We start from the raw sequence: 23,735 nt of genomic DNA on the forward strand, positions 1-23,735 counted from the left end.
CAGCCTTTCGGTGAAAAATCAGATTTCTAGGGTGCCACCTCGATAAAATGTCCATCACATTGTTTTGAACCCTCACACAAACGTCCACAACTATTCTTATAAGTACCCCTGCACTGTGTCGAATTTTCTCCGCTATCGCACACGCACGAAGCAATAGGAATACATGTTGTACCACTTCGGGTATATCCTGACTTACACGTATATTCGCATTTCGGTTCAGAACCAAGTGGTGAACTACAAGAGTCTACCAAAGTATTTTGAACATCAGAAGTAAGACCGCTCATATCTCCCGAGCATGATACTGCATTTGTCAGAGTAATCGAAGTATTTGATTGACAAGAAAACGTTGGGGAAGGACTTCCAGACACATTCACCGTCACCGCGCTAAAACTTGGCAAACCGATGTACAACGCTTGAATATTCGCCAGTGATGTCGAAGCAGGACTTCCTGCCGTCACCACACCCTTCGTTCCGGATATGTTCCCTACTGTTGCAACGGACGGAACTGAAGATGACCACGCTGCACTCGGAGTGACCATTGAATACCCTGTTGTCGAACACGATGGGATACTCGCAAGATTTGCCCAGTATCGCGCTTCGAGCTGTTGTGTTTGTGTCGGATTCAGAGTAACCGCAGCAGGACAAACCTTGAGGCGAGGAGTTGGACAAACCATCGTCCCATACCCACACGAACCTCCACATCCATCACTGCCGAGGTAATGCGTCGTGCAATATGACGCCGGATTTAGAGAACAACTTGGCGTACATGACACTGTCTTACTTGCACTGCAGGCTGTTCCGGTACAACTCCAGCTCCAGGGGCCCGAACCGGAAACAGCACTCGAGACACCGGCACTACAGCGTTCCGCTACAGTCGATGGAGCTGTTGCGCGTGTTGTTCCGTTAGCAGTTCCACAAATACCAGGGGAAAGATTCGCACTGCAAGAAGCTGTGCCACAATTCCATGTCCATCCATTCCAATAGGAACCAGAGTAACGGAAGGCGAAATTCGTCTGCGTTGTGTTGACACAACGGTCAGCCGAAGGAGGTCCTGAGGTTGGATATGTTTTCCCATTTGCCGTGCCACAGGTGATAGCAGGGGCAGCATCTCGACTTGCGGAGCATGTCACTGTTGGAGATGAGCTATTGAAACATGACCACGTGACTGTCTTCCCTGGCGCAGGAAATGGAACCGCTCCATTTCCTACAGTGGGAGATGAACCTGATACACAAAGATTACTGGGAGAATATGCTGTATCTGTATACGCATAGTTTTTTGCCGCTGAACTACAGAGGGAACCACCTCCACTGCTGCCACTATTTTCACATTGCGCAGTTTTACTCAGCATGCACCGCGGAATACTATAGGCACAATCACAGCTCCCACAAGCTCGTTGCTCACCAACCGTAGAACAGCTCGAACCGGCACTCGGACAACTTACACTGCTTGTTGGCGACCAATTTCCAGAACCTGACGGACTCTCAACTCCACAAGATTGAGTCAGTAAATTGTTTACAACCCATGTGCTAGCAGCATGTGCCCTTTGTCCGATAAGAAAAAACGAACCAGCAAGAAAAAGAAACATGAAAACACTCCGTGATATGTGCAATTTTTTCATTGTAAGTAAAACGCTCTTCATAATTTCAGTTTTTATATGTTTTTCTCTTGAAAATAAAGAAATTGCCTACTGCCCCGATTTCATCATTCCCTCACCAGTCTTTTCTGCACTCATCACGCCCAGCTCTTTCCCCACCTTCTCCCCAATAACATACGCGTCTTCCGTTGGGTTCGCCTGTGACGTCACTGTCACGGTATCCCCTACTTTGAAGGATTCGGAGAATCCTTCTTTCGTATCTCGTTCGGAAAGAAAGAAGCGATAGAGTTTGTCGGGGGCCGGATAGAGCAGAGAATCAATGATTGGACTCACTTTGAGATCAAGCTCCATGCCTTTCACATCTTTTTGCTCGGGTACAGCACGAACACCTAGTACCTCTCCGGTGACAGAGATATGATTTTGTTCATCTCGCTTCCATCCCATGAGGACTTCTTCGGTCATGACTTCAGAGGGAGGAACATCTTTCACATCGTCTTTGGACATATTCGGAGAGTTTGAAAGAGAACTATCCTTATCCATTTCTCGATTAAACCCGCGGAGAGCAAAAGCAACCGCGAGTATCATGGCGATAGCAAGTGCAACAAGAGACCAAAACAAAACTTTGTTTGATCCTGAGGAAGACTGAAATGGCATGACGTTTTTGTTTTACTGATTATGCATTTGTTTCGAAAGGAAACAAATGAAAGAAGATACTGTGAGAAGTATAGCATGGAAACTTCTTGTGGGGGAAATTTTCGATACAGAGTAAATAAAAACTGCCCTAAAAAATTTAGAGCAGCTTTACTGTAAGAAAATTCTCCCCTCTCTATATCCGGATATCATTCATAACGTCATCGAGACTCCGCTTCTCGGATTGTTCAGCAACTTCTTCATGCCGTTCTTCGTGGGAATTACGAGAAGAGGGTATACTTTCGCGATTGCCACGGGTTGAACCGACCGGCTCATTAATTTTGAGATTCACACGAGCATTGTTTCGCGCACCGATAACGCGCAGGAGCGTTCGAAGGGCTTTCGCTGTTACACCTTCCCGACCGATAACCATACCCATATCTTCCGGATTCACATCAAGCGTAATGAGCACGCCCATCTCATCAATCTTCCGCTCTACTTTCACATCATCCGGATGATCCACCAACATCTTTACGACATATTCAACAAACTCCCGATCTTTTGCATTCTCAGTCATACACGTTCATAAAGGATTACGGCTTATGCGCGAGCTTTTACCCACATGCCCGCTTTCACACTCATTATACCGCACCCCGCATCAGCAAACAAGAACCAAGTCAAGCAAGCAAAGATGATGATGGGGGAAGAAAAGGTGTATTTCTCCATTCATTTGACTGACGACACAAAAGCGTACGCGCAGAAGAAGGTTCAAGCAATACCATCTCAACCGTCTTCTCAAGCCGCATACCTTGCGAGCCTTTGAGAAGCACTACATCTCCTTCTCGAAGAGATGCGACGAGTTGATCTCCAAGTGACTCAGGATCAGAAAACCAATGGAGATGATTCGAAGGAAACTCCATACGCTCGAGCTCTTCCTTTGCAAGAAGCATACCGGTGCCAAGGAGAAATACCTCGTGAATACCGTGTTTGCAAATCCACTCTGCGACACCCCGATGTGCTCGATCAGAATCGGCGCCAAGTTCAAGCATATCGCCAAGCACAACAACTCGCCGAGAACATTCTAATGTCTCAATCGTTTTCAGTGCTGCCAAGAGCGACTTGGGTGACGAATTGTAGGTATCGTCTATAAGCAGTGTGCGATGCACACCTTCAAACAATCTCATCCTCCCCGGAAGTGACTGGAATTTCCGAAGCGTTTCCGCCACTTCAAGCGGATTCATCTTGAAAAATATCCCAACTGCCGCTGCCGCAAGCGCTGCCGAAATATGATGCTCTGCAATAATGTTCGGGAGACGGACCGGTATACTCTTCCCATCATATTCCAACTTAAAACTCGACCCAATCGGAAGCGCTGCGGTATCCCGAAAGAACGCGACGTGCGTTCCGCGAACATCAGCTGCCTCGTCAAATCCATAAGAGAGTACTGCCGCCTTTGTCTTGTCTCGAAATTTCATCACGCATGGCTCATCAGCATTTAAAACAGCGAGACCATTCTTCGGAAGAGAGAGGATTAATTTCCCCTTTTCTCGAGATACAACTGAGAGCGATTTGAAAAATTCGAGATGACTCGTCGAAATAGTTGTGAGTACACCGACAACAGGCGACAGAAATTCCAAGAGATATTCCATATCTCCGATGCGATCAATGCCAAGCTCAAGAATCAATATCTCAGGATATCGACTATGAGGAAGACAGAGTGTCAAAAAAAATCGAAATGGCGCAACAACAAGACGGAATCGTGACCGTTTCGTATCAAGAGACCCGATAATAGTAAGCGGAATACCAATTTCATTGTTGAAATTCCCCGGACTCTGCCGCACACGAAAACGCGCAGAGAGCACCGTCGCAATTGCTTCCTTTGTCGAACTCTTCCCAACCGATCCAGTAATGCCAAGAACAATCGGTCGATGTCGTTTCAAGACGACAATCGCCATGATACGCAGCATTGATTCCACACAACGAAGAAGAAATGATTTCATAAGAAATATGTTACTTCCCAAGAGATTCTGTTGGCTCGATATTGGAAGATTCAAGGAGAAACTTCATCACCTTTTGAAATGTCGGTGCCGCACTCGATTCCGCCCACTCGACATTTTTTGGATTATCAATCTTCACCAAAACGACAAACTTCGGATCATTGAGCGGAGCGTAGCCCGCAAAAGATCCAATGTTCATCCCGTCTGCATATCCTTTGGCATCCGATTTCGCAACCTGCGCCGTTCCGGTCTTCCCAACGACGAGATAGCCCGGAACATCCGCGCGCTTCCCATGACCATTCACCACCACATCGCGAAGCATCATTCCTATCTCACGAGCAGTATCCTTACTTACCACTGACCGAATTTCCTCCGGAGGAACCTCTTCTACGCGACCATCAGAAAAGAGTTTACGATCTATGATGCGTGGCTTCATAAGAATACCGCCATTGGCAAGCGCAGCATAGGCATTCGTCAGTTGCATCGGTGTCACAGTCACACCCTGACCAAACGACGCAGTGAAATATTCCGTCGATCGATTCACATTTTCCAGATTGCGAATATTGCCAGCTGTTTCCGCAGGGAGCATGATACCGGTCTTTTCCCCAAAACCAAAACGCGTGAAATACTCACGGAAACGCTCATTTCCCACCAGACGCTCAACAAAGATAACGCCGGTATTTATAGACTCATCGAGCACCTGCATCATGGTAGACCGACCATATACTTTGCTCTCCGCATTTTTTATCACATATCCCCCCTCTTTTACAAATCCCGTATCGACATATTCCGTGTGCGCATTCACCTTCCCATCTTCGATACCAATAGCCATTGTGATTGGCTTCATAACTGACCCGGGCTCATACGCGAGACTCACCGCCGGATTGAGAAATGTCTCCGCATCCTCCGTCTTTGCATATTCATTTGGATTGAAATCAGGAAATGACGCAAGCCCCAAGATACTCCCTGTCTTCGGATCCATCACGACGATTGTTCCGCTATCCGCTTGAAAGTTTGTAATAGCATCTTTGAGAATCTTTTCAACCTCATACTGGACAACGCGTTCAATTGTCAAAATAAGACTCACTCCACTTTCGGGAGACGAAAACGCTTTCCCGCTTAGGGAAATCCAACGTCCACTTGCATCTTGTTTATTCGACACAAAGCCAGCTTCCCCCCTCAAAGCATCCTCGAATGACGCTTCCACCCCATATCGCCCCTCATATTGATCGCCTTGCATGCCAACAAATCCCACTGTCTGCGAGGCGAGATCAAACCCCGGATAGTACCGAAATATTTCCGGAAGAAGAAAGACGCCTCCAATATGCAATGCTCGTACCCGATCCACTTCCTCATCCGAAAGTCGATGCTTAAGTATCTCAAAAGGATCATGTGTCTTTGCAAGTTTCTCTTCAAGCATTGAAGTATCGAGATCCAGCGCTTCCGAAAGGTCGCGCACTGCCCGAGCAGCGTCTTGCACTTCCCCGGGAACCACATAGGCAAGTAGGTATTGCCGATTAACCGCAATTGGATACAGCTCACCATGGTCACTCAAAAATATTTCTCCACGCTCTGCCGGAAGCGCACGAGAAACACTTTGCTGCGCTTCCGCACGAGAAACATAGGCATCATGCTGAATCACCTGAAGTGTTGCCAGTCGAGCCACAAGCACCAAAGAGAGCCCGAAAACAAAAAGCACAAGAGCGGAAATCCTCCAGTGCTTCCGAGGGGGAGCTGTCGATAGACGTTTTCGAGAAGATTTCGGCATGAAAACACAGTTTCCAAATTCAGCATTTCAAACAAACGTGCGCACGTTCAAAGAATCATGGAGAATACGCTGGCTTCTATCTCCCATACGCAACCGGACCAGGAACATCGAGCGACACCGCGTCTTCAATCGGACGCATGCCAAGTTGACTACTTGCATTCTCGAGTCCGTAGAGTGACCGAAGTTCCGCCTCTCGAATACGCAACTTTTGTGCTTCGGTAGAGAGCTCTGCCATACGCTTCTCAGCGACTCGCATGGAATAACCCGCCACCGCATTTCGATTCACCATAGAGAGGTATCCTACCATGGTAAGGAAAAGACTCACCATCGAGAGTATGCCAAGGACACGAAAACGCTTTCGAGGAAATTTTTCCTCCATAGCTATCTTACGCGACACACGAATTTGAGAGTGATGAGACATGATTCTGTTGTTTTTGTATTTTTGACAATTCTTCCCTCAGAAAACTCCGAGAAAATTCTGAAATCCGAGTCATTCCACATTCTTCAAAGAAGCCGGGACTTTAAACGCGCACCACCATTTCGTATACGGTCAGATTCTTTCCGCAACGCGCAATTTTGCACTTCGTGCGCGCGGATTCCGAAGACATTCTTCGTTATGAGGCACAATCGCTCGCCTCGTAACAAGGCGAAGCCGCGCCTTCCTTCCGCACCGGCAGACCGGAAATTCCTTCGGACAGACACATCCCCTGGCGTCTTCCGCGAATATCCGCTTCACCGTCCGCTCCTCGCCGGAGTGGAACGAAAGCACCGCTATCCTGCCACCTTTTTTCAAAAGACCAATAGCATCTTTCAGAAACGTTTCGAGTGATTCTTGCTCTCGATTCACTGCCATGCGAAGTGCCTGAAACACTTTTGTTGCCGGATGAATCGACGCGTGCCGATCCCGAGAAATATTTTTCACAAACTCCGCAAGCTCTATCGTCGTCTCAAACCGTCCCTCTCTACGGCGTCGAACAATCGCGCGCACTACTCTCTCCGCATCCCGAACATCGCCGTATTCACGAAATATTCGAGACAACTCCCGGTCATCCCAGCTATTCACGATATCGCCAGCCGTCTCACCACCATCGCGATCAAATCGCATATCGAGTGGTCCTTCCCGAAGAAGGGAGAATCCGCGCTGAGCATCTTCTAGCTGATCCGATGAAAGCCCGAGATCGGCAAACACCGCCGATACTTGAGAGACACCTCGCTCTCGGAGCGCCTCCCCGATATCCGAGAACTTCCTATAAATGAACTCGATCCGACCATTTCGCATCAAATCGGTATATTCCGCATCTCGATCAAGACGAGAACGAAATCGCTCAATTGCCTCTCCATCTTGATCACAAGCAAAGAGCGTGCCGTTCGGAAGAATCTTCTCCAGAACGAGGAGGGCGTGCCCGCCTCCCCCCAGAGTGGCGTCCACAACCGTATCTCCTTCATGCACCTTCAACCCCTCAAGCACTTCCTTCGGCATCACTGGAATATGAATCGTTTCAGACATAACAGAAATCAGGGATTCAACGGAAAATGATATTTTGAAATTCTCTAGTACGCTCCCATCTTCCCCAATTCTTCTGCGATACGCTCCGAATTACTTTCTGCCTCCGTTTTGTAGTGTTTCCATTTCGATTCATCCCATACCTCGAGTCGATTCCAGAGTCCGGCGACGATCACGTCTTTTGAGAGTCCTGCATATTCCCTGAGATAGTCTGGTATCAGTATGCGCCCCTGGCTATCCACTTCCGTATCGACCGCTCCCGCGAGCATGAGTCGCACAAAGCTTCGCGTCCCCGCTTCCCCAATTGGCATCGAACCCAACTTCTCAGCAAGCGTTTCCCACGTTTTGACCGGATAGACAAAGAGACACTGATCAAGTCCGCGCGTCACGACAATCCGCCCCCCAAGTTCGCTCCGCACCTTCGAAGGAAGAGAGAGTCGTTTCTTCGCATCAATACTGTGGGTATATTCGCCGATGAACATGCTCGTTTTTTCAAAACTTCCCACTCTTCCCCACTTCACTACACTTTGCCCTCATTCTATTCCACTCACCTCCAGAGTGTCAAGCTCCCCACAGAAGAAAACCGCCACTTCCACTCATTTTTCACTCCACGGCAAGAAAATAATTCGTCAGTACTCAACCAAACCCATAAAAAAACGAGACGATTCCGCATCGTCCCGCTCTTTTTATAAAAATGGGTCTTCTTCTGAATTCCATTTTCTTCCCCTCAGAACCCACCAAAGAAGGAGAGGAAAAGATATGCTTCTCGCACTGTTTTTCCTGAAAAACAGTGTTTCTCAACAAATTCTCACATCTCTTCCACAATTTTAAGAAGAAGTCGCACAGGCGCGCCCGCCGCACCTTTGGCAAGGAATTCTCCTTCAATTGCCGTCATGCGAGGCGCCATGTCGATATGCGCCCAGCGATAACCGGTCGCAAACTGCGCAAGAAATGCTGCCGCCGTAATCGCTCCACCCCACTTCGTCCGCCCAAGATTCGCCACGTCACCAAATGTCCCCCTTATCTCCTCGTCGTATTCTTCCCACAGAGGCATCGGCCACACATAGTCTCCGGATGTCTCGCCAAATTCCCGGAGTTTCATTTCAAGCTCCTGATCGCGCGTAAAAACCGCCGATGCGCGTTCACCCAAGGCAACAAGCGCCGCGCCAGTCAATGTTGCCACATCGATAACCAAGGATGGCTTATATCGCTTTGCATAATGAAGCGCATCAGCAAGAATAATGCGCCCCTCAGCATCGGTATTCAACACTTCGATAGTCTTGCCACTCATCGAACGAAGAATATCTCCCGGTCGATAACTCGATCCCGACGGCATATTCTCAACTGCCGGAACCAATGCGACGATGTTCTTCCGAATACCCAGACGCGCCGCAAGTGCCAGCGAGTGGATAACTGCCGCGCCACCGGACATATCCATATTCATCCCCAATATAGATTCCGACGGCTTGAGATTGATACCACCCGTATCAAATGTGACTCCCTTCCCGACAAGTACTATAGGCGCTTCAGTTTTTTTGCCACCGCGATACTCCATGATGATAAACTTCGCCGGCACATCCGATCCTTTCCCAACGCCAAGTACACCACCCATTTTGAGTCGCACCATATCCTTCTCTTCCAAAATCTTTACCACAATGCCTTTTCCCTTTGCCACACGACGCGCCTCATCAGCGAGCGTCTGCGGAGTCACATCACCACCAGGGAGATTAGCAAGTCGCCGGCAAGCATTCACCTCTTCCCCAATTATTGTGCCGCGAACAATGCTCTCTTGAAATGATTTCGACGCACCGACAATCGACACCTGCTCTACAAATGCAAAGCCCTCTTCCGGCTCAGTGAGAAATTCCGTAAACTGAAAATTCGCCATCTCCATATTCGTCGCGATCAGCTCTCCCAAGTCACGGTCGGAAATATCAAGGTGAAGAAAGTAAAAGTCCGCTGCAGAAAACACAACCCGCTTTGCATGCCTTGCCTTTGCAAGCATCACTCCCTTCCGCACCAAGAGCACAAGCTTCCGCCGGGTCATTTTTTCCGGCTCCGCGACACCCAGGAGAATATCCACTCGCCCCTCTCCACTCTGCACCACATCATCTTCTTTGGCAGACACCACACAGATGCGCACGACACCATCCACCAAACTCTCCTGTTTCGGAAATGAATACTTCATAAAAATATCGTTAGTACCAAAAAGAAAACCGTGAATATTCACAGTACCAAAAAGAAAGCAATTTTAAAAGCCCCGAGGATTACTCAGAGCTTTTTACATTCGCGACCTTTTAGGTCATTTTCTTGTTCTCATTTCTTTCGGCTGAGGTGCCGGAGAAGATGTAACAGAGGCAATTATTTCTCGAAATAGGTTCTTCTGCCACTCTGGTAAACCACTCTCTTCGAGAGCTCGACGAAACATCCTTAGCCAAACACATGGGCGAGCAATACCGCCCAAAAACCGACTCACTCCATCTCGATCATACTCAGTAGAGTGCTGCTCATAGGCAACAAGGAACTGCCCATCTTTCTTTGGAACTGAGGACAAAAGAATATTTACTTTGTCAATTTTAATTCTTATAGCAACCGGCTGCATTTGAGTCCCTCCGCCCATTAATTGGATTAAGGTTAAAAAAAACGTGGTAAAGAACTCCCTTCTTTCTATTCTCCTCAATATGAATTCTCCCTCAAAATGAGGAAAATGTCAATACTTTTTGCCATTGATGCGGATATAGCACTTCCCACGAAGTCGTTCTGGGAAATATTCCTGCTCGGCGTCTTCGGGAGTGTTGAAGTCAGGCGTATACTTGTAATCCTTTCCATATGCCAAATCTTTCATGAGTTTCGTCGGCGCATTGCGCAAATGAAGTGGCACTGGCTCACGAGGAAAATTCTGTGCATCATCGCGCGCCTTCTCATATCCCACATAGAGTGCATTGCTTTTCTTGGAAAGCGCAAGATAGACGACTGTTTGCGCGAGATTCACGGCACACTCCGGCATACCGATCATCCGACACGCTTCAAATGCCGCAACCGCCTGCGGAAGCGCCTGAGAATTGGCGATACCGACGTCTTCAGACGCGAAGCGCACGAGTCGCCGAGCAACATAGAGCGGATCCTCACCCGCTTCGAGCATTCGCGCAAGCCAGTACAAACTCGCATTCGCATCATTGCCACGCATCGATTTGTGCAGTGCGGAAATGATATGATAGTGCTCCTCGCCATCCTTGTCATAGGCAAAGTGCGGACGACTCGCAATCGCACGAATCCGCGCTGTATCAACTGCTCCCGACGATGATGCGGCAGCCTCCAACAAATTGAGCGCCGCTCGCGCATCACCACCCGAAACATTCGCAATCGTCTGGAGAGCATCATCTCCAATCATTACTTGGCGCGCGCCAAGTCCACATTCCACATCGCCAAGCGCGCGACGCAAAACATCCACGATGTGTTCCATACCCAGTGCCGCAAGCACCACCACCTGCACTCTCGAGAGAAGTGCGGCATTCACTTCGAAGCTCGGATTCTCCGTCGTCGCGCCAATGAGCGTAATCGTCCCGCGCTCCACATGCGGCAAGAGCGCATCCTGTTGACTCTTGTTCCATCGATGCACTTCATCGACAAAGAGAATCGTTTTGCCTCCCGAACGCTTTCGCTCCTCTGCAGACAAGAACACCGCACGCAATTCCTTGACACCACTCCCCACTGCAGAAAGTTGCACAAACTCCGCATCAAATTCTCTCGCCAAGAGAAGAGCAAGCGTCGTCTTACCTGAACCGGGCGGACCCCACAAGATAAGTGAAGGGAGTGCTCGTCGCCCGATTGCCGAGCGGAGCAATGTCCCCTCGCCAAGCACCGCCTCTTGCCCAACAATATCCGCAAGCACCCGCGGCCGCATCCGATCTGCGAGCGGTATAGATGTATCGTGAGATTTCAGAGACTCGCTCATGTTTTTTGAAACCATATCCTCATGCCTACAAACTCACAACTGATGACGGAATTTTCCTCGCTCCCTGCCGAAGCAATCTGCATTTTTCGCCTTCAATCCGCACAAGCGTCGAAGGCTCTCCAGAGAGTATCCCGCCATCAACGAAAAAATCTGCCGACCTTTCAAAATACCGCCGCGCTTCATCAATTGTTTTTGCCGGCTTCAAACCCTCCGGATTTGCCGACGGCGCGACAACCGGTCCGGACTCACGAAGAAAATTCCGCAACTCGACGGAATCTGGAACACGAAACGCAAGCGTTTCTGTTCCTCGGTGAAGATACGAGAATCGCTCAGAGATATCTGGAAAAATAACACTCACTGCTCCCGGCCAGAAATTCTGCAGCATCAATTCAACCTGAGGAGAAAAAGAAACATCAAAGTACTCAACATCAACAAGTTGCTCAATAAGAACAATGCAAGGTTTTCGTTTATCTCGTCCACGCGCACGATAAAGCCGCTCGACAGCATGAGGAGATCGAGCTGATGCAACAAATCCATACAGCGTATCAGTCGGAAGAATACCGATATCGCCACGCGCAATCAAATGCGCAGCCTCCGAAAATGAAGCATTCATCATACGCGAAGTTCCAACATCACCGGACAATGATCGGACCCAAGGACATCAGAGAGAATATTTGCATTCACAACTCGCTTCTGCAATTTCTCGTCGACAAAGAAATAATCCAAGCGCCAGCCGACATTTCGATCGCGCGCACGCGTCTTCATATCCCACCACGTATAGTATCCATTCCCTTCATGAAACATCCGAAATGTATCAATGAAACCACGTTCGACAAGCTGATCAATCCACTCGCGCTCAACTGGCAAGAATCCAGATACACCAGCATTTTCCTTAGGACGAGCGAGGTCGTATTCAGTGTGCGCCGTATTCACATCGCCACAGAAAATAACATTTTTCCCCAAGTCACGCAGTTCAAGCACATGCTGCAAAAATTCCCGATAAAATTCCAACTTATATCGCAGTCGCTCCTCGCCCGATCCGCCATTGGGGAAATAGATATTGAGAAGCGTAAAGGACGGATACTCGACTTCGATAATGCGACCTTCCTTCGAAAGGAGCGTCTTTCCAAAATCCGTCTTCACCTCAATAGGCGCCTCCTTCGAATACACCGCGACACCGCTATAACCTTTCTTCTCAGACGCCACATGCCAAAACGATTCGTATCCACGTGGCGTACGAAGCTTCTCAGACAACTGATCCGGATGCGAAACCTTCGTCTCCTGCACTAAGACAATATCGTATTCACCCTTCTCTATCCATTCGACAAATCCCTTCCGTTCCGCCGCCCGAATCCCGTTTACATTCCATGAAACAAGAGAGATAGTTTGCTTCATATGTTCTGAAGTGAGAAGTGAAAAATGAAAGGTAATGGTCAACTTCGCCCCTATCCTACCATGCCAAAAAGAAAAGAAAAAACGCCCCGGTTCAAATATTTTTATACATGAACTTGGGCGTTAACATGTGAAAGAGGGGTTTGAGACATCTTATTAACTTCTGTTAGTCCCAAGATGGTAAACGGTCAATCCCACCTTTCACCCACCGGAGTAGTGAGAAAAAACCGACTACTCCGAGAAAGAACAAGGAAATTCTCGGATTCTCGAAAGAGAAATTCACCAAAAACCCGATGAAAAAAATAAGGAGAAACAAAACTCCGAGAGCGCCAATCGCGCAAGCGATATCGGAAAAGAGATAGCTCCGTACCTCCACTTGCGAAACTTCATCGTCCGCAAGGGAGCCCGTTATTCCCTTCGATTCTTTAACCCTTGAAAGGGCAATCTTAAACGACAAGGACATCATAGTCAATCCCTCCACTTTCATTGATAAATCGAGGTAATTATTCCCTCGAGGACTATCTCTCTTTTACCATAAAAAATAGAATCAGTCAACACAAGTGTGTCACTTCTTATTAACAAGAGAATCAAGCTCTTTCCAACGACGTTTCTTTTCTTCGTACGGGACATCGTCCAGAAATTTTGACGCCGCCGTCCCCGGGCGTGGAGAGTACCGAGCGGTATAACTTTTCTCAAATCGAGCTCGCTTCGCAAGATCAAGTGTTGCCTCGAAGTCTTCGCGCGTTTCTCCTGGGAATCCCACGATAATATCCGTCGTAAAACGCGCCCCTGGAATACACTTGCGAATCCGATCAATCAATCCCAGGTATTCTTCTCGGGAATACCAGCGATTCATCCGCTTCAAAACATCATCACTCCCCGACTGCACCGGCAGATGAAGCAGTCGATCGATATTTTCATTCCTCGCAATCACTGCGATGAGATCATCCGAAAAGTCCCACGGATTCGAGGAGACAAATGACACATTCGTAACGCCCGGAACCATCGCAACCTCCTCAAGCAATTGCGGGAAGAGCGTTGGAATCCGATGACGATTCAAATGCTTCACCATAGTCGGTTTCACCTCATCGCCATTTGGCAATCGAAACGATTCTGCCCTCCCACCCAGCGCGTCCATCAAAAGATCCGCGCCATAGGAATTGACATTTTGTCCGAGAAGCAAGATTTCATCTCGCCCGCATGCGACTGCCGCCCGCACTTCATCCACAATGTCTCCAAATGTTCGGGATCGTTCCCGCCCGCGCGAAAACGGAACAATGCAAAACGTGCAAAAATTATTACATCCGTTTGAAATAGGAATTGATGCAAGTCGTCCCATTGCACGCTTCGGAGAATATTCAAAACCAACCTCTTCTAATGGCAAGAACTCCACATCCGGCAATCGCGCTCGAAGCGATTGCATCATCTTTCCCGACGGCTCGCGACTCGCCGCCCCAATAAGGCACCCGGTAATCACAAAGGCAAGATTTGGATTCTTTTCTTTGAGATGCGCGAGATTTCGGATCAGTCCAAACACTTTCTCCGCCGCCCTCTCACGAACAACGCAGGTATTGATTACAATTGTATCGGCGTCTTCTTCGGACTCTGCGGCTTCAAGTCCGCGTGATTCATAGAACGACGCAATCCGCTCACTGTCCGCAACATTTTGCTGACATCCAAAAGTTTTGAGAAAATATCGAGGCATAGTTTATTGTTTATTCCCCTCCACCACGAGCTGTCCGCAAGCGGCGGCAATATCATCCCCCATCGCCTTTCGCACCGTTGCCACGACACCCGATTGTTTGAGTTGCACAAGAAAGTCCGAGACTCGACTTTCTTCACTCTCACGATGATCACTTGCTGTTTGATTGTACGGGATGAGATTTATTTTGACCTTGCCAACTCGACGAGAAAAGTCGATAAGTTTCTTTGCATCTTCCACGCCATCATTCACACCACGGAGGAGAATGTATTCAAAGGTAAGGTGTCGTCGTCGCTCATCATGTTGTGCGAAATAGTCACTCGTCCACTGAGCCAAGTCATCGAGAAACGAATCAAATGACGAGGGCATAAGACGCTTCCGCGTCGACGAATCAGCACTGTGAAGCGACACAGCAAGGCGAACCGGTAACCACAAAGGATCCGCAAGGAGTCGCCGCATCGCCGGCAGAAGTCCCACCGTCGATACCGTAATCCTCGTTGTTCCGAGAGAGGTAGAAGCAAGTAATATGCGTACCGCCTCGCGCACCGAATCATAATTCGCCAGAGGTTCTCCCATTCCCATGAAGACTACATTCGAAATCAGTTTTGACTCCGCTTCCGAAGACACTTCTTCCTCGAGAATATATAGCCAGAAACGAAACTGATCAATGATTTCATCCGTCGTGAGATTGCGCATCAAGCCCATACTCCCCGTCGCACAAAACGTGCACCCCATCGCACACCCCACCTGCGACGACACGCACACACTCCAGTGTCCGCGCGCATTCCGCATCAAGACCGTCTCGACTCGCGCGCCATCTATGCACTCAAGCACGGCCTTCTTCGTATCCCCACGCCGACTCTCCATAACTGCAACCGCTCGAACCGACATCCAAGGAATCTGCGCAGAGAGCTCATCCCGCATACTTTTCGAAAGCGTCGTCACACTCTCCCACCCTGTGAGAATAGGATTAAACAGCGCGCAAACAATTTGACGATACCGAAAAGACGGCTCGTGAGGGAAAAGTTGCTGAAAGAGACTTTCTCGAGTTTTCAGTTCCATAGTTTCTCATACTAACCTATTCTTTCTTTTCGTCAAAATAAACCAAGATTCCGACAGAAATTATTGACAAAAACACAAATTAGTACCATAATGCCCCCGCAAGGTAAGGAAAGTGCTGGTTATGATTCTTTGTATAGTTCACTGTCAAAATATATCTTAGAATCTCCAGTATCCTTCCCTGTTCGTTCAAAATTTTCTCAAGAAGTTTTCTCAAGAAAAAAGGGAGTACATACCATGAATAACAGCGATTCCCTTCTACTTAAACAGAGAATTTTTCCAAGTATAGAGAAACAAGTTCTCACTTGGAATGAGCTGTTTCCAGGGATCGGAGATGTCGATAAACACACCTTGGAACGTCCTATCCCTGAGAAAACAATTCAGGTATGTTTTCCAAGAATGAGCTTTCTAGCTGAGGGTGGAGCGCAAATCTACGCCATCCTACGCATCAAGGAGGTGCTCGCTAAGCTTTGCAGAGAAAGTGGAATGCCCCTCCATGATGACTGCGATTTTTTCCATCCAGATACCCTCAAGAAAGAGGAAGGAAACATCAAAGACTTCGAGCGTCCTTTCGATTATCAAGGAAAGTCAAACCTCATTGTGACGTCTGTACAGTTCTGGTTGCTTCATCAAGAAGGCAATCGATTTCCAACCAATCAAATCCCAATGAGTGTTTCTCATGCATCAGCACTCCTCTGCATAGTGCAAGGAGGGCCAAGGAAGCTTTGGGAAGGATGCAACCAAGACCATTGGTTTAGTTGTCCAGGAAGCCCCGCAGGCAGTGGCGGTATTCCCTGTTTCGATTTTTTCCAGGAGGCACTATGCCTGACACCTCTCGGCTATCTAGAAAAACCAAGAGAGATAGGCGGCGCCGCATCTCTCTTCATTAATTGAAGGGAAAAATCATCAGAGAGACTATCTATCAAGATGGTCTCTTTTTCTTTATTTAACTTCATAGCCCCTTCCTCTTGATGGATGTGAAAAAGAGCTTCCTAATTGCGCAGCGAGAACAATGCGAAGAAATTACCGCTATCAAAATTCCCCTCCGATGCAGAGTTTCTCACTTCTTCAGACAAGGTGCGAAATCGCAGTAAGGAGCAACACGCTTCACTATCGAGCCGTCTGAACACACTTTCATATCCTTCGCACAACTGCCAGTTAGTGACGACTGAGTATCAAGCTGGTCCGGAGCGCTATTTACGCGATTTTCGATATGAAACGCTGGTGAATATTGCGCCATATCAATAATGTTCTGTGCGGTACGCAAGGTAAGGAGCGCAACCAACACACTCAAGAGAAGAATAAGTACTATCGAAAGTGTACTCGAAATCCTCTGCCCCAATTCGAAGGAAATAGTAATGCGCGTCATGAAAACAGTATACCATGTTTCATGATGAAAACATGCGTTCTGTATATTCAATAACGCGTATCAATTCAATTTGAGTACGTCAATTACCTTCCCATTCAAGACAAAATTGTCATCTTCAGTGAGAAATATCGCCTTGTGTTGTGAATCGGTCGATTCGGGGAGAAGAACAATATTCTTTCCATCAACTGTCCGAAATGTTTTGACTGTCGCCAATCCGTCAATCACGACGAGCACCCTATCCCCCGTCTTGTATTCCTTTGTATCGCCGTTGACCAAGACAAAGTCACCATCTTCAATTGTCTTCCCTTCTATTTGTGCTTTGTTCATACTTGTCCCCGATATCTGTACCGCAAAAACATTTTTGCTACTCTTCACAATCTTGCGTGACACCTTGAGATACCCTTCGACATATTCATCCGCAAAGGAAAGTGCCATTCCTGCATTCGCTGTTCCGAGTATGGGAATATTTACAAACATATTTCCGGTGAGTTCCTTGAGCTTTATACCGCGATCCTCATGCGTCCGCTCGATATATCCCTTATCCTCAAGTTCATTGAGATAGACGAAAAAACTTCGCAAACTTTTGAGACGAAGTCCCTGGCGACCCGACTCTTCTTGAAGCTCGCGCACGGTTGGCATCTTCCCTCTTTCGGAGAAAAACTGTCGAATCGCTTGCAAAACTATTTTCTGCTTCGGCGTGAGAATATTCATACACTTTGTGTTTACTTATTATACATATACAAGTATACTCTCAAAAAGAATCCGGTCAAATAACGCCTCTATGAAGCATAAATGATAAACCAGTCCTCAGTACACTTTCCGAAAACAGAACAGATTTTGAGATAGACTCAAAGCAAAACCCTCCTTGAATCTCCAAGGAGGGTTTGCGATTTCGGCTTTCCGAAGAAGTAGAGGCTACTGCCAACTACTCATCATGATACCGATATCCCTCGTATTCACAACACCGTCACTATTCACATCCGACGGATTATTCGTCACACTCTGGAGCCAGACAGACACCAGGGCAGTGAAGTCCGAGAGAGAATACGTTTTGGCAAGCGTCTTCACAGATACACCACTCGTCTGCGCTGATGAATTGCCATCGGCATCATAGGCAAGCACCGTGTATGAGTAGCTTGTATTCTGCGTGAGACCCGTGTCGGAATACGTCGTACCTGTCGTCACATCCGCAATCTGTGTTCCATTACGGAAGACCTTATAGCCCGTCACTGCGATATTGTCAGTCGAAGCAGTCCAGGAGAGATCAATAGCCGTCATGGAAACAGCTGTACCAGAGAGTCCAGTTGGAACAGAAGGTGCACTCGTATCACTGAGCGTCGTCACTGAGACAGGAGCTGTCTGTGCCGATGGATTCCCTGCGGCATCATAGGCAAGCACACTGTAAGAATACGCGGTTGATTTCGTCAGACCCGTATCAGAGTAGGACACCGCAGAGGTCGTCCCAACCTGTACTCCGTCACGGAACACTCGATAGCCAGCTACACCAACATTGTCAGTCGAAGCAGTCCATGAGAGATCGACAGTCGTCATAGACGTCGCTGTGCCAGAGAGTCCCGTTGGGACAGAGGGGGCAGATGTGTCGGAATTGGTCGCCGACGAAACAGCTGATGATTGAGACGATTCATTTTCTCGTGCATCAAGCGCCGTCACTCGGTATCGATAGGTTGTACTCGTAGTCAAACCTGTATCATTGTAGGTGGTCCCGCTTGGCGTTCCTATTTGGGTATAGTTCGAACAACCCGATCCGGTACAACGGTAGACCTTGTATCCTGTCACCGCAATATTGTCAGTCGAAGCGGTCCAAGAAAGATTAATCTGGGAAATAGATACTGCTGTTGCGGAAACTCCCGTTGGCGTGGTCGGCGCCACTGTGTCTTGCCCGGTCGTTGCCGACACCTGTGTCCCTTGTGCCGAAGCATTTCCTGCCGCATCAACCGCCACAATGCGATACCGATACGTCGTCTCAGCAGTCAATCCCGTATCGCCATAGGTCGTCCCGCTTGGCGTCCCTATTTGGGTATAATTCGAACAGCTCGCTCCAGTACAACGGTAGACCTGATACTCCGTCACAGCAACATCATCTGTCGATGCCGTCCAAGCAAGATCCACTTTATCCATGCCGTTTGCTATCGCTGAGAGATCCGTAGGAACAGAGGGTGCCGTTGTATCAGCCAGTGTCGTCGCTGAAACCTGGCTCGATTGAGCCGACTCAACCCCACTCCCATTCACGCCACTCACGCGATAAGCATAGGCGGTAAGAGGAGCGAGTCCGGTATCTGTATACGATGGCGTCGCGCTCGTTCCAACTTGCGTGCCATTTCGATAGATTTTATAACTCACAATCGTTGAATTCGCCGAGGCCGCCGTCCAGGTGAGACCAACAGTTGTCGCAGTCTTCATCGGCGCGGCAAGTCCTGCAGGAACTTCGAGAGATGCTGTCACAGTGGTATTCGTCACACTATTCAAAATATCTGTTCCAAGCTTATCATCAAAAATGACGTCCGAATCGGTATAATTCCCATAGGCAACATACTGAATGGTGATGTTTGCCGAAGAAGGAACAATTGGCTGCAATGCACGGAATTGAAGCGTCGCAATCTTTCCTGATGCCGTATTCACCCCTGGCGTTGGCTTTGCAAGTGTAATAATTGCCTTGCCATTTGCCGCATCCTGCACGACAATCTCACACGGCTTGCTATTGTAGACACACGTATTCCCCGAAGAAAACGCGGAGGTCGACGTATCTATGTTGAGAAGCGAGAAATTTGCCGGGTTATACTCCACTACCGCCTTTACTGCCACCACATTATTGTTGTGCGTATCAACACTCATATCCACATTGAACGGCGTCCCTACGGTCGCCGAAGTCGATGATGGAGACAAGTGCAAATCCGCCACTTCCCCCGATGTCTTTGCTGCGATAAACCACACAAGCACAATGAGTGCAACCGCCAGGAACACAATCGTAAACACGGTCATGCGATGCTCCGGTGCAGAGAGAAAACGAAAAAACCGGGAGAGCACACCTGCTCTTCCTGGCGAAACGCCACCTCCTTGCCCATAGGAAACTTCATCCATAAGACACTTTTAATATTATTATTCCTACTTGTTTTAAAAATATTTGCCTCTTCGACAGGAGACATCCACAGTCAGTATACCATATCGAGAGATATCAGAAAATCATTGTCAACCCCCGAACAATAATGCTAGCGTGATCGATCAAGATACTGCATGAGTTCAATCAAGAGGTACCCTATAAATACGTATACAAAAAGCGCCAGAAGCGTCGAAAAATCAAATACGAACCCAACCACGTGCCCGCTCCGAAACACATCCGCAAACGGTGCAAGAAGCGGCGCGCTCGTCTCAGAAACAAATCGCACAAACGACGCCTCCGGATTCGCCCCAAAGAGCCGCAGGATAAAATGCATCCCGAGAAAAAATTCTATCGCGCCAAGCAACAACATGAGGAAGCTTTTAACAATACCCGGGAGAGACATAGGTACAGAAGTTTGAATTATTCTTTCTACAAATATACCACAAAACACCGCATTCCCTTGTATCGACACATCGCTTCTTCCAGAGCCCGGTCAGAGCACCTTCGTGGAGAAAAAGTAAGTGTCTCTAGAATAGAAATGAAAAGGCTGGAAAATACTCAAAAGTATCCCCAGCCTTGTTGTTTTGGCACCCACTTATTCAAGTGGCCGTTTTAGGCAATTCCCAGATATGCGCGCGTTTTTCGCGAGCATGTCTTTTTGAATCAGTCATAGCTCGCCCAAAATACCTTACAGCGATACTCCCATTCCTCCTGATCGCAGTGAATCTCTTCGGCTGTCATGCCCTGTTCTCTTACTCGAAATACGAGCTCTTTCTTCGTAGAGTTCCGCGCCATATCGCCATAGAATTCATACACCAATGCTCGCATCTCTTCGATAAAGCCCTCCGGAAGAGGGATACAGCGTTCCGCTTCGTGGGTAATCTTCCGAAGAAGAGTGAAGCGATACATATTGTTCACGTTGAGTTCCTTCTTCAAATCCGCTTTACCCACCAAGTCGTATTTGCGAAGGAGGTCATCAAACGATTCAGAGAAATCTTTGCTCCTTGGTTCCTCCCTGCCTTTAGAAGAAAATAAGAGGCAAACAAGAATCATAACTCCCAGAACGACTCCTGTACTAAAAAGGGTAAGTACGCCTGATACCATACCTGCTGTCAAAGAACTTTCATTCATGATGACCAACCTCCATATACGTTGCGATCCTCTTCTTTATGGTCTTTCCAAAAGAGCCTGTCAAGCTTGCCGTATTTCTTCCAAAGCCCTGACACAGTACCTTCGTGGAGAAGGAAGTCAAATGTCCATTTGCTAAAGAAATCTCTCCATGGTCACATTGTAAAAATTTTCCAACATCAGACCAGCCTCCCTATTGATGCTTTTTACAAAGCTAACCTTCCCTTGTACGCTAAGACGGTGTTCTGGCACAAAGTAACACAAGCCTTCCTCGATTTCACATTTTACGCTCTCAATGAAGAAGTCACTCAAATCAATTTTATCATTTACAACCAAGCCAGTAACATGTTGCGTTTCTGTACGATGAGCGATATGTTTCTTCTCCATGTTGAGCAAAAACCCTTCATGCCGAATAATTCCATCAACCATCCCTTTTCGGTAAGCACCTTCCACTTCCCTTCCGCCAGAAATAGTTATATCATCGAAGAAACGTGTATACCCAGCATTGATCCCCTTGCAAAGATCCCACAGTTTTGTGTCCAAATCCAACGCAACTACATTCGAAAGAAAGGGGCTAGTAGGCGCCCCTTGCGGAAGCTGATTTTCATATGTAGCTATTCTGACAATCCAACCCAGAGACTTCTGCGAGATATTAAGCCTTCTTCTTAAAGCTTTCAGCACTCTTGTGTTATGAATACTGGGGAAAAAGTCTTTTATGTCATAATTCAAAACAAACTCTTTGCCAACATGGGGCTTGGCATTTGTAACAATTGAACGTCTGTCAACACCACCGTGAACGCACGGTAACAAAGAAATGCTTTTCTTCAGAAAAGTAAGAATTTTCTTTTGCAACAACCGCAAGTCTTTTCTTGGAATATTCAAAATCCTCTCGCTCATCCCTCCACTGCTTTTTTTCTTTGGAATTTTAATCTCGATATATAACCGTTTAATATTCGAGTAGAAAAAACTTGCTTGTTTTTCGTCCAAGCCTAAGTTAAGCAAAAATTGTCTGTGTTCCGGATACATGCGTTAAAAAGAAAACTGTCGCACAAGCAACAGTTTTAAGATAGTAGGAAAATAAGTTCCGCAGAAACTCAAAAAGAGTTCTAACCTCCTGAACAATGTCTTTCAAAGACACCTGAAATGAGAATCGACACTTTCTTTCTTTGCTTTTCCTTGTAACTTTTGTGTACGTTTCTATTTCCGTTTTCAGTGTTGCCATACGCCACCTCCTTTCTAGTAAAATGCGGCGCGGAACTAAACCTAAACTTCTATCAGGAGGAGAAATATACTCTTTCATCTTTAAAATCCGCAACCAACATTCTCTCAAAAAAAGAAAACTGGAATATTTTTAGATTTCAGACTAAAAATAAGTATACACCCATCAAGAAGGAAAAAAGGGGTTATCTTTAAAACAACCCATAGAAAGGAGAAAGGTTGCTTTTGCAATCCTCTGCGGTCAATCCAACGTCTCAAGATGCTTTGGTATCTCTTTGGCGAACCAAAGAAATAACGACCATATGTGTGTCATTGTCTGTCTTGCGACAAACAACTTGTTCACCATTACTCCCTAGAAAGGAGGTGATTCATCCACAGCTTCCGCTACGGATGCCTTGTTACGACTTCACCCTTATTACCAACCCCACCGTCGTCCCCGATATAAAACGGGGCCTTCTGGTATTGCCGGCTCTCTTGGTGTGACGGGCGATTATCTTCGTAAAACTCCGAATTGATGTTCCCATCGTGCCTGCGGATTTCCCGCACACGACGAGCTCTAATGCATCGTTTGCTTAAGTGCGTAGATACTACGCAATCCTTCATCTGTGAAATGGAGATTCTTGCGAATCATTTCGAAGATGACACAAAACGTTTCAAAGTCACTTTTCTTTGAGCGTAACCTCAAAGCATTTCTTTTGAAGAATGGAATAATAACACGTTCCAGATGTTCTCTATTGGACACTTCATAGCGATAACATTGCTGATGATTGGCACGTCTATCTTTTTGAAAATACACATTGCCACATCCGAAATAGTCTTTCAGTTCATCGAGGACTTCTTTGTCTCGCTCGATCAACTTGAGAAAAAATCTCGGCTCAACTTTCGTCCGTCGCTTGACGCGCTTGTCCGAATCGGGATTTTTCACATATACTGTGAAGCTTCCCTCTCCATCCACAAGACCAACGATATATTCTGGTGTTATCTTTTCCATATGCATTGGAGTGAACCCTTCGTCCTGATAGAGATACCAGAAGTTACTATGATTCAGCTGACTTCTTACGCCGCGTAAGTTCCATTATTCAATGCTATTGTGATACAACATTGAAACAGCGTAAGATCTCCCGGGGTCATATATCTTTCTCTTCCTGACATTCTGAAAACGCTTTGTATTGTATCTTCCCTCTGCTCACCACCTATCCAAAGGTCGATACCGTTTTCCGCCTTTCGACGGATAATCAGACTGCCATTTGCTTCCGAATCCTTCGCCATTTCCCTCGCGAGAAACGACTATTCTTCAGCT

23 protein-coding genes are annotated in these 23,735 nt (G+C 47.3%); 1 reads left to right on the forward strand and 22 read right to left on the reverse strand.

Features of this window, described 5'->3' with window-relative positions:
* Positions 1–26 precede the first annotated feature (26 nt).
* The 15 genes from IPJ67_02655 to IPJ67_02725 all read right to left on the reverse strand — a co-directional run bounded on the left by IPJ67_02655 (position 27) and on the right by IPJ67_02725 (position 15,605).
* Positions 27–1,349 carry a hypothetical protein gene (locus tag IPJ67_02655; protein ID QQR77033.1) on the reverse strand — a complete coding sequence of 441 codons (1,323 nt, stop codon included), beginning with the start codon at positions 1,347–1,349 and terminating at the stop codon, positions 27–29.
* 336 nt (positions 1,350–1,685) lie between these two features.
* Positions 1,686–2,249: a hypothetical protein gene (locus IPJ67_02660; protein QQR77034.1), complete on the reverse strand. Its 564-nt coding sequence runs from the start codon at positions 2,247–2,249 to the stop codon at positions 1,686–1,688.
* A 172-nt stretch (positions 2,250–2,421) separates the two neighbouring features.
* Complete coding sequence (locus tag IPJ67_02665; GenBank protein ID QQR77035.1) at positions 2,422–2,802, reverse strand: KH domain-containing protein; 381 nt, start codon at positions 2,800–2,802, stop codon at positions 2,422–2,424.
* Positions 2,803–2,902: 100 nt separating this feature from the next.
* A complete protein-coding gene (locus IPJ67_02670) occupies positions 2,903–4,225 on the reverse strand; it encodes a UDP-N-acetylmuramoyl-tripeptide--D-alanyl-D-alanine ligase (protein ID QQR77036.1) in 1,323 nt (440 codons plus the stop codon).
* A 10-nt stretch (positions 4,226–4,235) separates the two neighbouring features.
* Positions 4,236–5,990, reverse strand: a complete 1,755-nt coding sequence (locus tag IPJ67_02675) for a penicillin-binding protein 2 (protein ID QQR77037.1) — start codon at positions 5,988–5,990, stop codon at positions 4,236–4,238.
* A 76-nt stretch (positions 5,991–6,066) separates the two neighbouring features.
* Positions 6,067–6,411 (reverse strand): hypothetical protein, encoded by a 345-nt coding sequence (locus IPJ67_02680; protein QQR77038.1) that lies wholly within the window; start codon positions 6,409–6,411, stop codon positions 6,067–6,069.
* A gap of 129 nt (positions 6,412–6,540) precedes the next feature.
* The gene (gene rsmH / locus IPJ67_02685; protein ID QQR77039.1) at positions 6,541–7,497 is read right to left on the reverse strand and encodes a 16S rRNA (cytosine(1402)-N(4))-methyltransferase RsmH; all 957 of its coding nucleotides are present in this window, start codon (positions 7,495–7,497) and stop codon (positions 6,541–6,543) included.
* A 44-nt stretch (positions 7,498–7,541) separates the two neighbouring features.
* Positions 7,542–7,976, reverse strand: a complete 435-nt coding sequence (gene mraZ / locus IPJ67_02690; GenBank protein ID QQR77040.1) for a division/cell wall cluster transcriptional repressor MraZ — start codon at positions 7,974–7,976, stop codon at positions 7,542–7,544.
* 326 nt (positions 7,977–8,302) lie between these two features.
* Positions 8,303–9,682 carry a leucyl aminopeptidase gene (locus tag IPJ67_02695; GenBank protein ID QQR77041.1) on the reverse strand — a complete coding sequence of 460 codons (1,380 nt, stop codon included), beginning with the start codon at positions 9,680–9,682 and terminating at the stop codon, positions 8,303–8,305.
* Positions 9,683–9,796: 114 nt separating this feature from the next.
* The gene (locus IPJ67_02700; GenBank protein QQR77042.1) at positions 9,797–10,096 is read right to left on the reverse strand and encodes a hypothetical protein; all 300 of its coding nucleotides are present in this window, start codon (positions 10,094–10,096) and stop codon (positions 9,797–9,799) included.
* A gap of 108 nt (positions 10,097–10,204) precedes the next feature.
* A complete protein-coding gene (locus tag IPJ67_02705; GenBank protein ID QQR77043.1) occupies positions 10,205–11,464 on the reverse strand; it encodes a replication-associated recombination protein A in 1,260 nt (419 codons plus the stop codon).
* A gap of 10 nt (positions 11,465–11,474) precedes the next feature.
* Positions 11,475–12,065: a threonylcarbamoyl-AMP synthase gene (locus IPJ67_02710; GenBank protein ID QQR77044.1), complete on the reverse strand. Its 591-nt coding sequence runs from the start codon at positions 12,063–12,065 to the stop codon at positions 11,475–11,477.
* On the reverse strand, positions 12,062–12,844 hold the full coding sequence (gene xth / locus IPJ67_02715; GenBank protein QQR77045.1) for an exodeoxyribonuclease III: 783 nt from the start codon (positions 12,842–12,844) through the stop codon (positions 12,062–12,064). The genes IPJ67_02710 and xth overlap by 4 nt, the downstream gene beginning before the upstream one ends.
* Before the next feature lie 562 nt (positions 12,845–13,406).
* The gene (locus IPJ67_02720) at positions 13,407–14,546 is read right to left on the reverse strand and encodes a MiaB/RimO family radical SAM methylthiotransferase (protein ID QQR77046.1); all 1,140 of its coding nucleotides are present in this window, start codon (positions 14,544–14,546) and stop codon (positions 13,407–13,409) included.
* 3 nt (positions 14,547–14,549) lie between these two features.
* Complete coding sequence (locus IPJ67_02725; protein ID QQR77047.1) at positions 14,550–15,605, reverse strand: 23S rRNA (adenine(2503)-C(2))-methyltransferase RlmN; 1,056 nt, start codon at positions 15,603–15,605, stop codon at positions 14,550–14,552.
* Positions 15,606–15,668: 63 nt separating this feature from the next.
* On the opposite strand from IPJ67_02725, the gene IPJ67_02730 reads away from it, so the two are divergent.
* Positions 15,669–16,496: a hypothetical protein gene (locus tag IPJ67_02730; protein QQR77048.1), complete on the forward strand. Its 828-nt coding sequence runs from the start codon at positions 15,669–15,671 to the stop codon at positions 16,494–16,496.
* 166 nt (positions 16,497–16,662) lie between these two features.
* Here the strand turns inward: IPJ67_02730 and IPJ67_02735 are convergent, their stop codons facing one another.
* From IPJ67_02735 to IPJ67_02765, 7 genes are all read right to left on the reverse strand, one after another.
* Positions 16,663–17,022 carry a hypothetical protein gene (locus IPJ67_02735; protein QQR77049.1) on the reverse strand — a complete coding sequence of 120 codons (360 nt, stop codon included), beginning with the start codon at positions 17,020–17,022 and terminating at the stop codon, positions 16,663–16,665.
* A 9-nt stretch (positions 17,023–17,031) separates the two neighbouring features.
* On the reverse strand, positions 17,032–17,682 hold the full coding sequence (locus IPJ67_02740; protein ID QQR77050.1) for a hypothetical protein: 651 nt from the start codon (positions 17,680–17,682) through the stop codon (positions 17,032–17,034).
* Positions 17,683–17,886: 204 nt separating this feature from the next.
* Positions 17,887–20,070 (reverse strand): fibronectin type III domain-containing protein, encoded by a 2,184-nt coding sequence (locus IPJ67_02745; GenBank protein QQR77051.1) that lies wholly within the window; start codon positions 20,068–20,070, stop codon positions 17,887–17,889.
* Positions 20,071–20,198: 128 nt separating this feature from the next.
* The gene (locus IPJ67_02750; GenBank protein QQR77052.1) at positions 20,199–20,492 is read right to left on the reverse strand and encodes a YggT family protein; all 294 of its coding nucleotides are present in this window, start codon (positions 20,490–20,492) and stop codon (positions 20,199–20,201) included.
* Between the two features lie 260 nt (positions 20,493–20,752).
* The gene (locus IPJ67_02755; GenBank protein ID QQR77053.1) at positions 20,753–21,220 is read right to left on the reverse strand and encodes a hypothetical protein; all 468 of its coding nucleotides are present in this window, start codon (positions 21,218–21,220) and stop codon (positions 20,753–20,755) included.
* Between the two features lie 132 nt (positions 21,221–21,352).
* On the reverse strand, positions 21,353–22,243 hold the full coding sequence (locus IPJ67_02760) for an RNA-directed DNA polymerase (protein QQR77054.1): 891 nt from the start codon (positions 22,241–22,243) through the stop codon (positions 21,353–21,355).
* Between the two features lie 748 nt (positions 22,244–22,991).
* Positions 22,992–23,426: an LAGLIDADG family homing endonuclease gene (locus IPJ67_02765; GenBank protein ID QQR77055.1), complete on the reverse strand. Its 435-nt coding sequence runs from the start codon at positions 23,424–23,426 to the stop codon at positions 22,992–22,994.
* Between the last annotated feature and the right edge of the window lie 309 nt (positions 23,427–23,735).

Source organism: Candidatus Moraniibacteriota bacterium (assembly GCA_016699385.1).
In the GTDB taxonomy this organism is placed as follows: domain Bacteria; phylum Patescibacteriota; class Minisyncoccia; order Moranbacterales; family UBA1568.

Excerpts from the sequence above, each read along its gene's own strand:
- IPJ67_02710 (QQR77044.1), bottom strand. The coding sequence starts at position 12,065 with ATGATGAATGCTTCATTTTCGGAGGCTGCGCATTTGATTGCGCGTGGC.
- IPJ67_02745 (QQR77051.1), bottom strand. The coding sequence starts at position 20,070 with ATGGATGAAGTTTCCTATGGGCAAGGAGGTGGCGTTTCGCCAGGAAGA.
- IPJ67_02725 (QQR77047.1), bottom strand. The coding sequence starts at position 15,605 with ATGGAACTGAAAACTCGAGAAAGTCTCTTTCAGCAACTTTTCCCTCAC.
- IPJ67_02655 (QQR77033.1), bottom strand. The coding sequence starts at position 1,349 with ATGCTGAGTAAAACTGCGCAATGTGAAAATAGTGGCAGCAGTGGAGGT.
- IPJ67_02760 (QQR77054.1), bottom strand. The coding sequence starts at position 22,243 with ATGTATCCGGAACACAGACAATTTTTGCTTAACTTAGGCTTGGACGAA.
- IPJ67_02675 (QQR77037.1), bottom strand. The coding sequence starts at position 5,990 with ATGCCGAAATCTTCTCGAAAACGTCTATCGACAGCTCCCCCTCGGAAG.
- IPJ67_02720 (QQR77046.1), bottom strand. The coding sequence starts at position 14,546 with ATGCCTCGATATTTTCTCAAAACTTTTGGATGTCAGCAAAATGTTGCG.
- IPJ67_02670 (QQR77036.1), bottom strand. The coding sequence starts at position 4,225 with ATGAAATCATTTCTTCTTCGTTGTGTGGAATCAATGCTGCGTATCATG.
- IPJ67_02740 (QQR77050.1), bottom strand. The coding sequence starts at position 17,682 with ATGAATATTCTCACGCCGAAGCAGAAAATAGTTTTGCAAGCGATTCGA.
- IPJ67_02765 (QQR77055.1), bottom strand. The coding sequence starts at position 23,426 with ATGGAAAAGATAACACCAGAATATATCGTTGGTCTTGTGGATGGAGAG.
- IPJ67_02695 (QQR77041.1), bottom strand. The coding sequence starts at position 9,682 with ATGAAGTATTCATTTCCGAAACAGGAGAGTTTGGTGGATGGTGTCGTG.
- xth (QQR77045.1), bottom strand. The coding sequence starts at position 12,844 with ATGAAGCAAACTATCTCTCTTGTTTCATGGAATGTAAACGGGATTCGG.
- IPJ67_02755 (QQR77053.1), bottom strand. The coding sequence starts at position 21,220 with ATGAATGAAAGTTCTTTGACAGCAGGTATGGTATCAGGCGTACTTACC.
- IPJ67_02700 (QQR77042.1), bottom strand. The coding sequence starts at position 10,096 with ATGCAGCCGGTTGCTATAAGAATTAAAATTGACAAAGTAAATATTCTT.
- IPJ67_02660 (QQR77034.1), bottom strand. The coding sequence starts at position 2,249 with ATGCCATTTCAGTCTTCCTCAGGATCAAACAAAGTTTTGTTTTGGTCT.
- IPJ67_02665 (QQR77035.1), bottom strand. The coding sequence starts at position 2,802 with ATGACTGAGAATGCAAAAGATCGGGAGTTTGTTGAATATGTCGTAAAG.
- IPJ67_02705 (QQR77043.1), bottom strand. The coding sequence starts at position 11,464 with ATGGTTTCAAAAAACATGAGCGAGTCTCTGAAATCTCACGATACATCT.
- mraZ (QQR77040.1), bottom strand. The coding sequence starts at position 7,976 with ATGTTCATCGGCGAATATACCCACAGTATTGATGCGAAGAAACGACTC.
- IPJ67_02680 (QQR77038.1), bottom strand. The coding sequence starts at position 6,411 with ATGTCTCATCACTCTCAAATTCGTGTGTCGCGTAAGATAGCTATGGAG.
- rsmH (QQR77039.1), bottom strand. The coding sequence starts at position 7,497 with ATGTCTGAAACGATTCATATTCCAGTGATGCCGAAGGAAGTGCTTGAG.
- IPJ67_02750 (QQR77052.1), bottom strand. The coding sequence starts at position 20,492 with ATGTCTCTCCCGGGTATTGTTAAAAGCTTCCTCATGTTGTTGCTTGGC.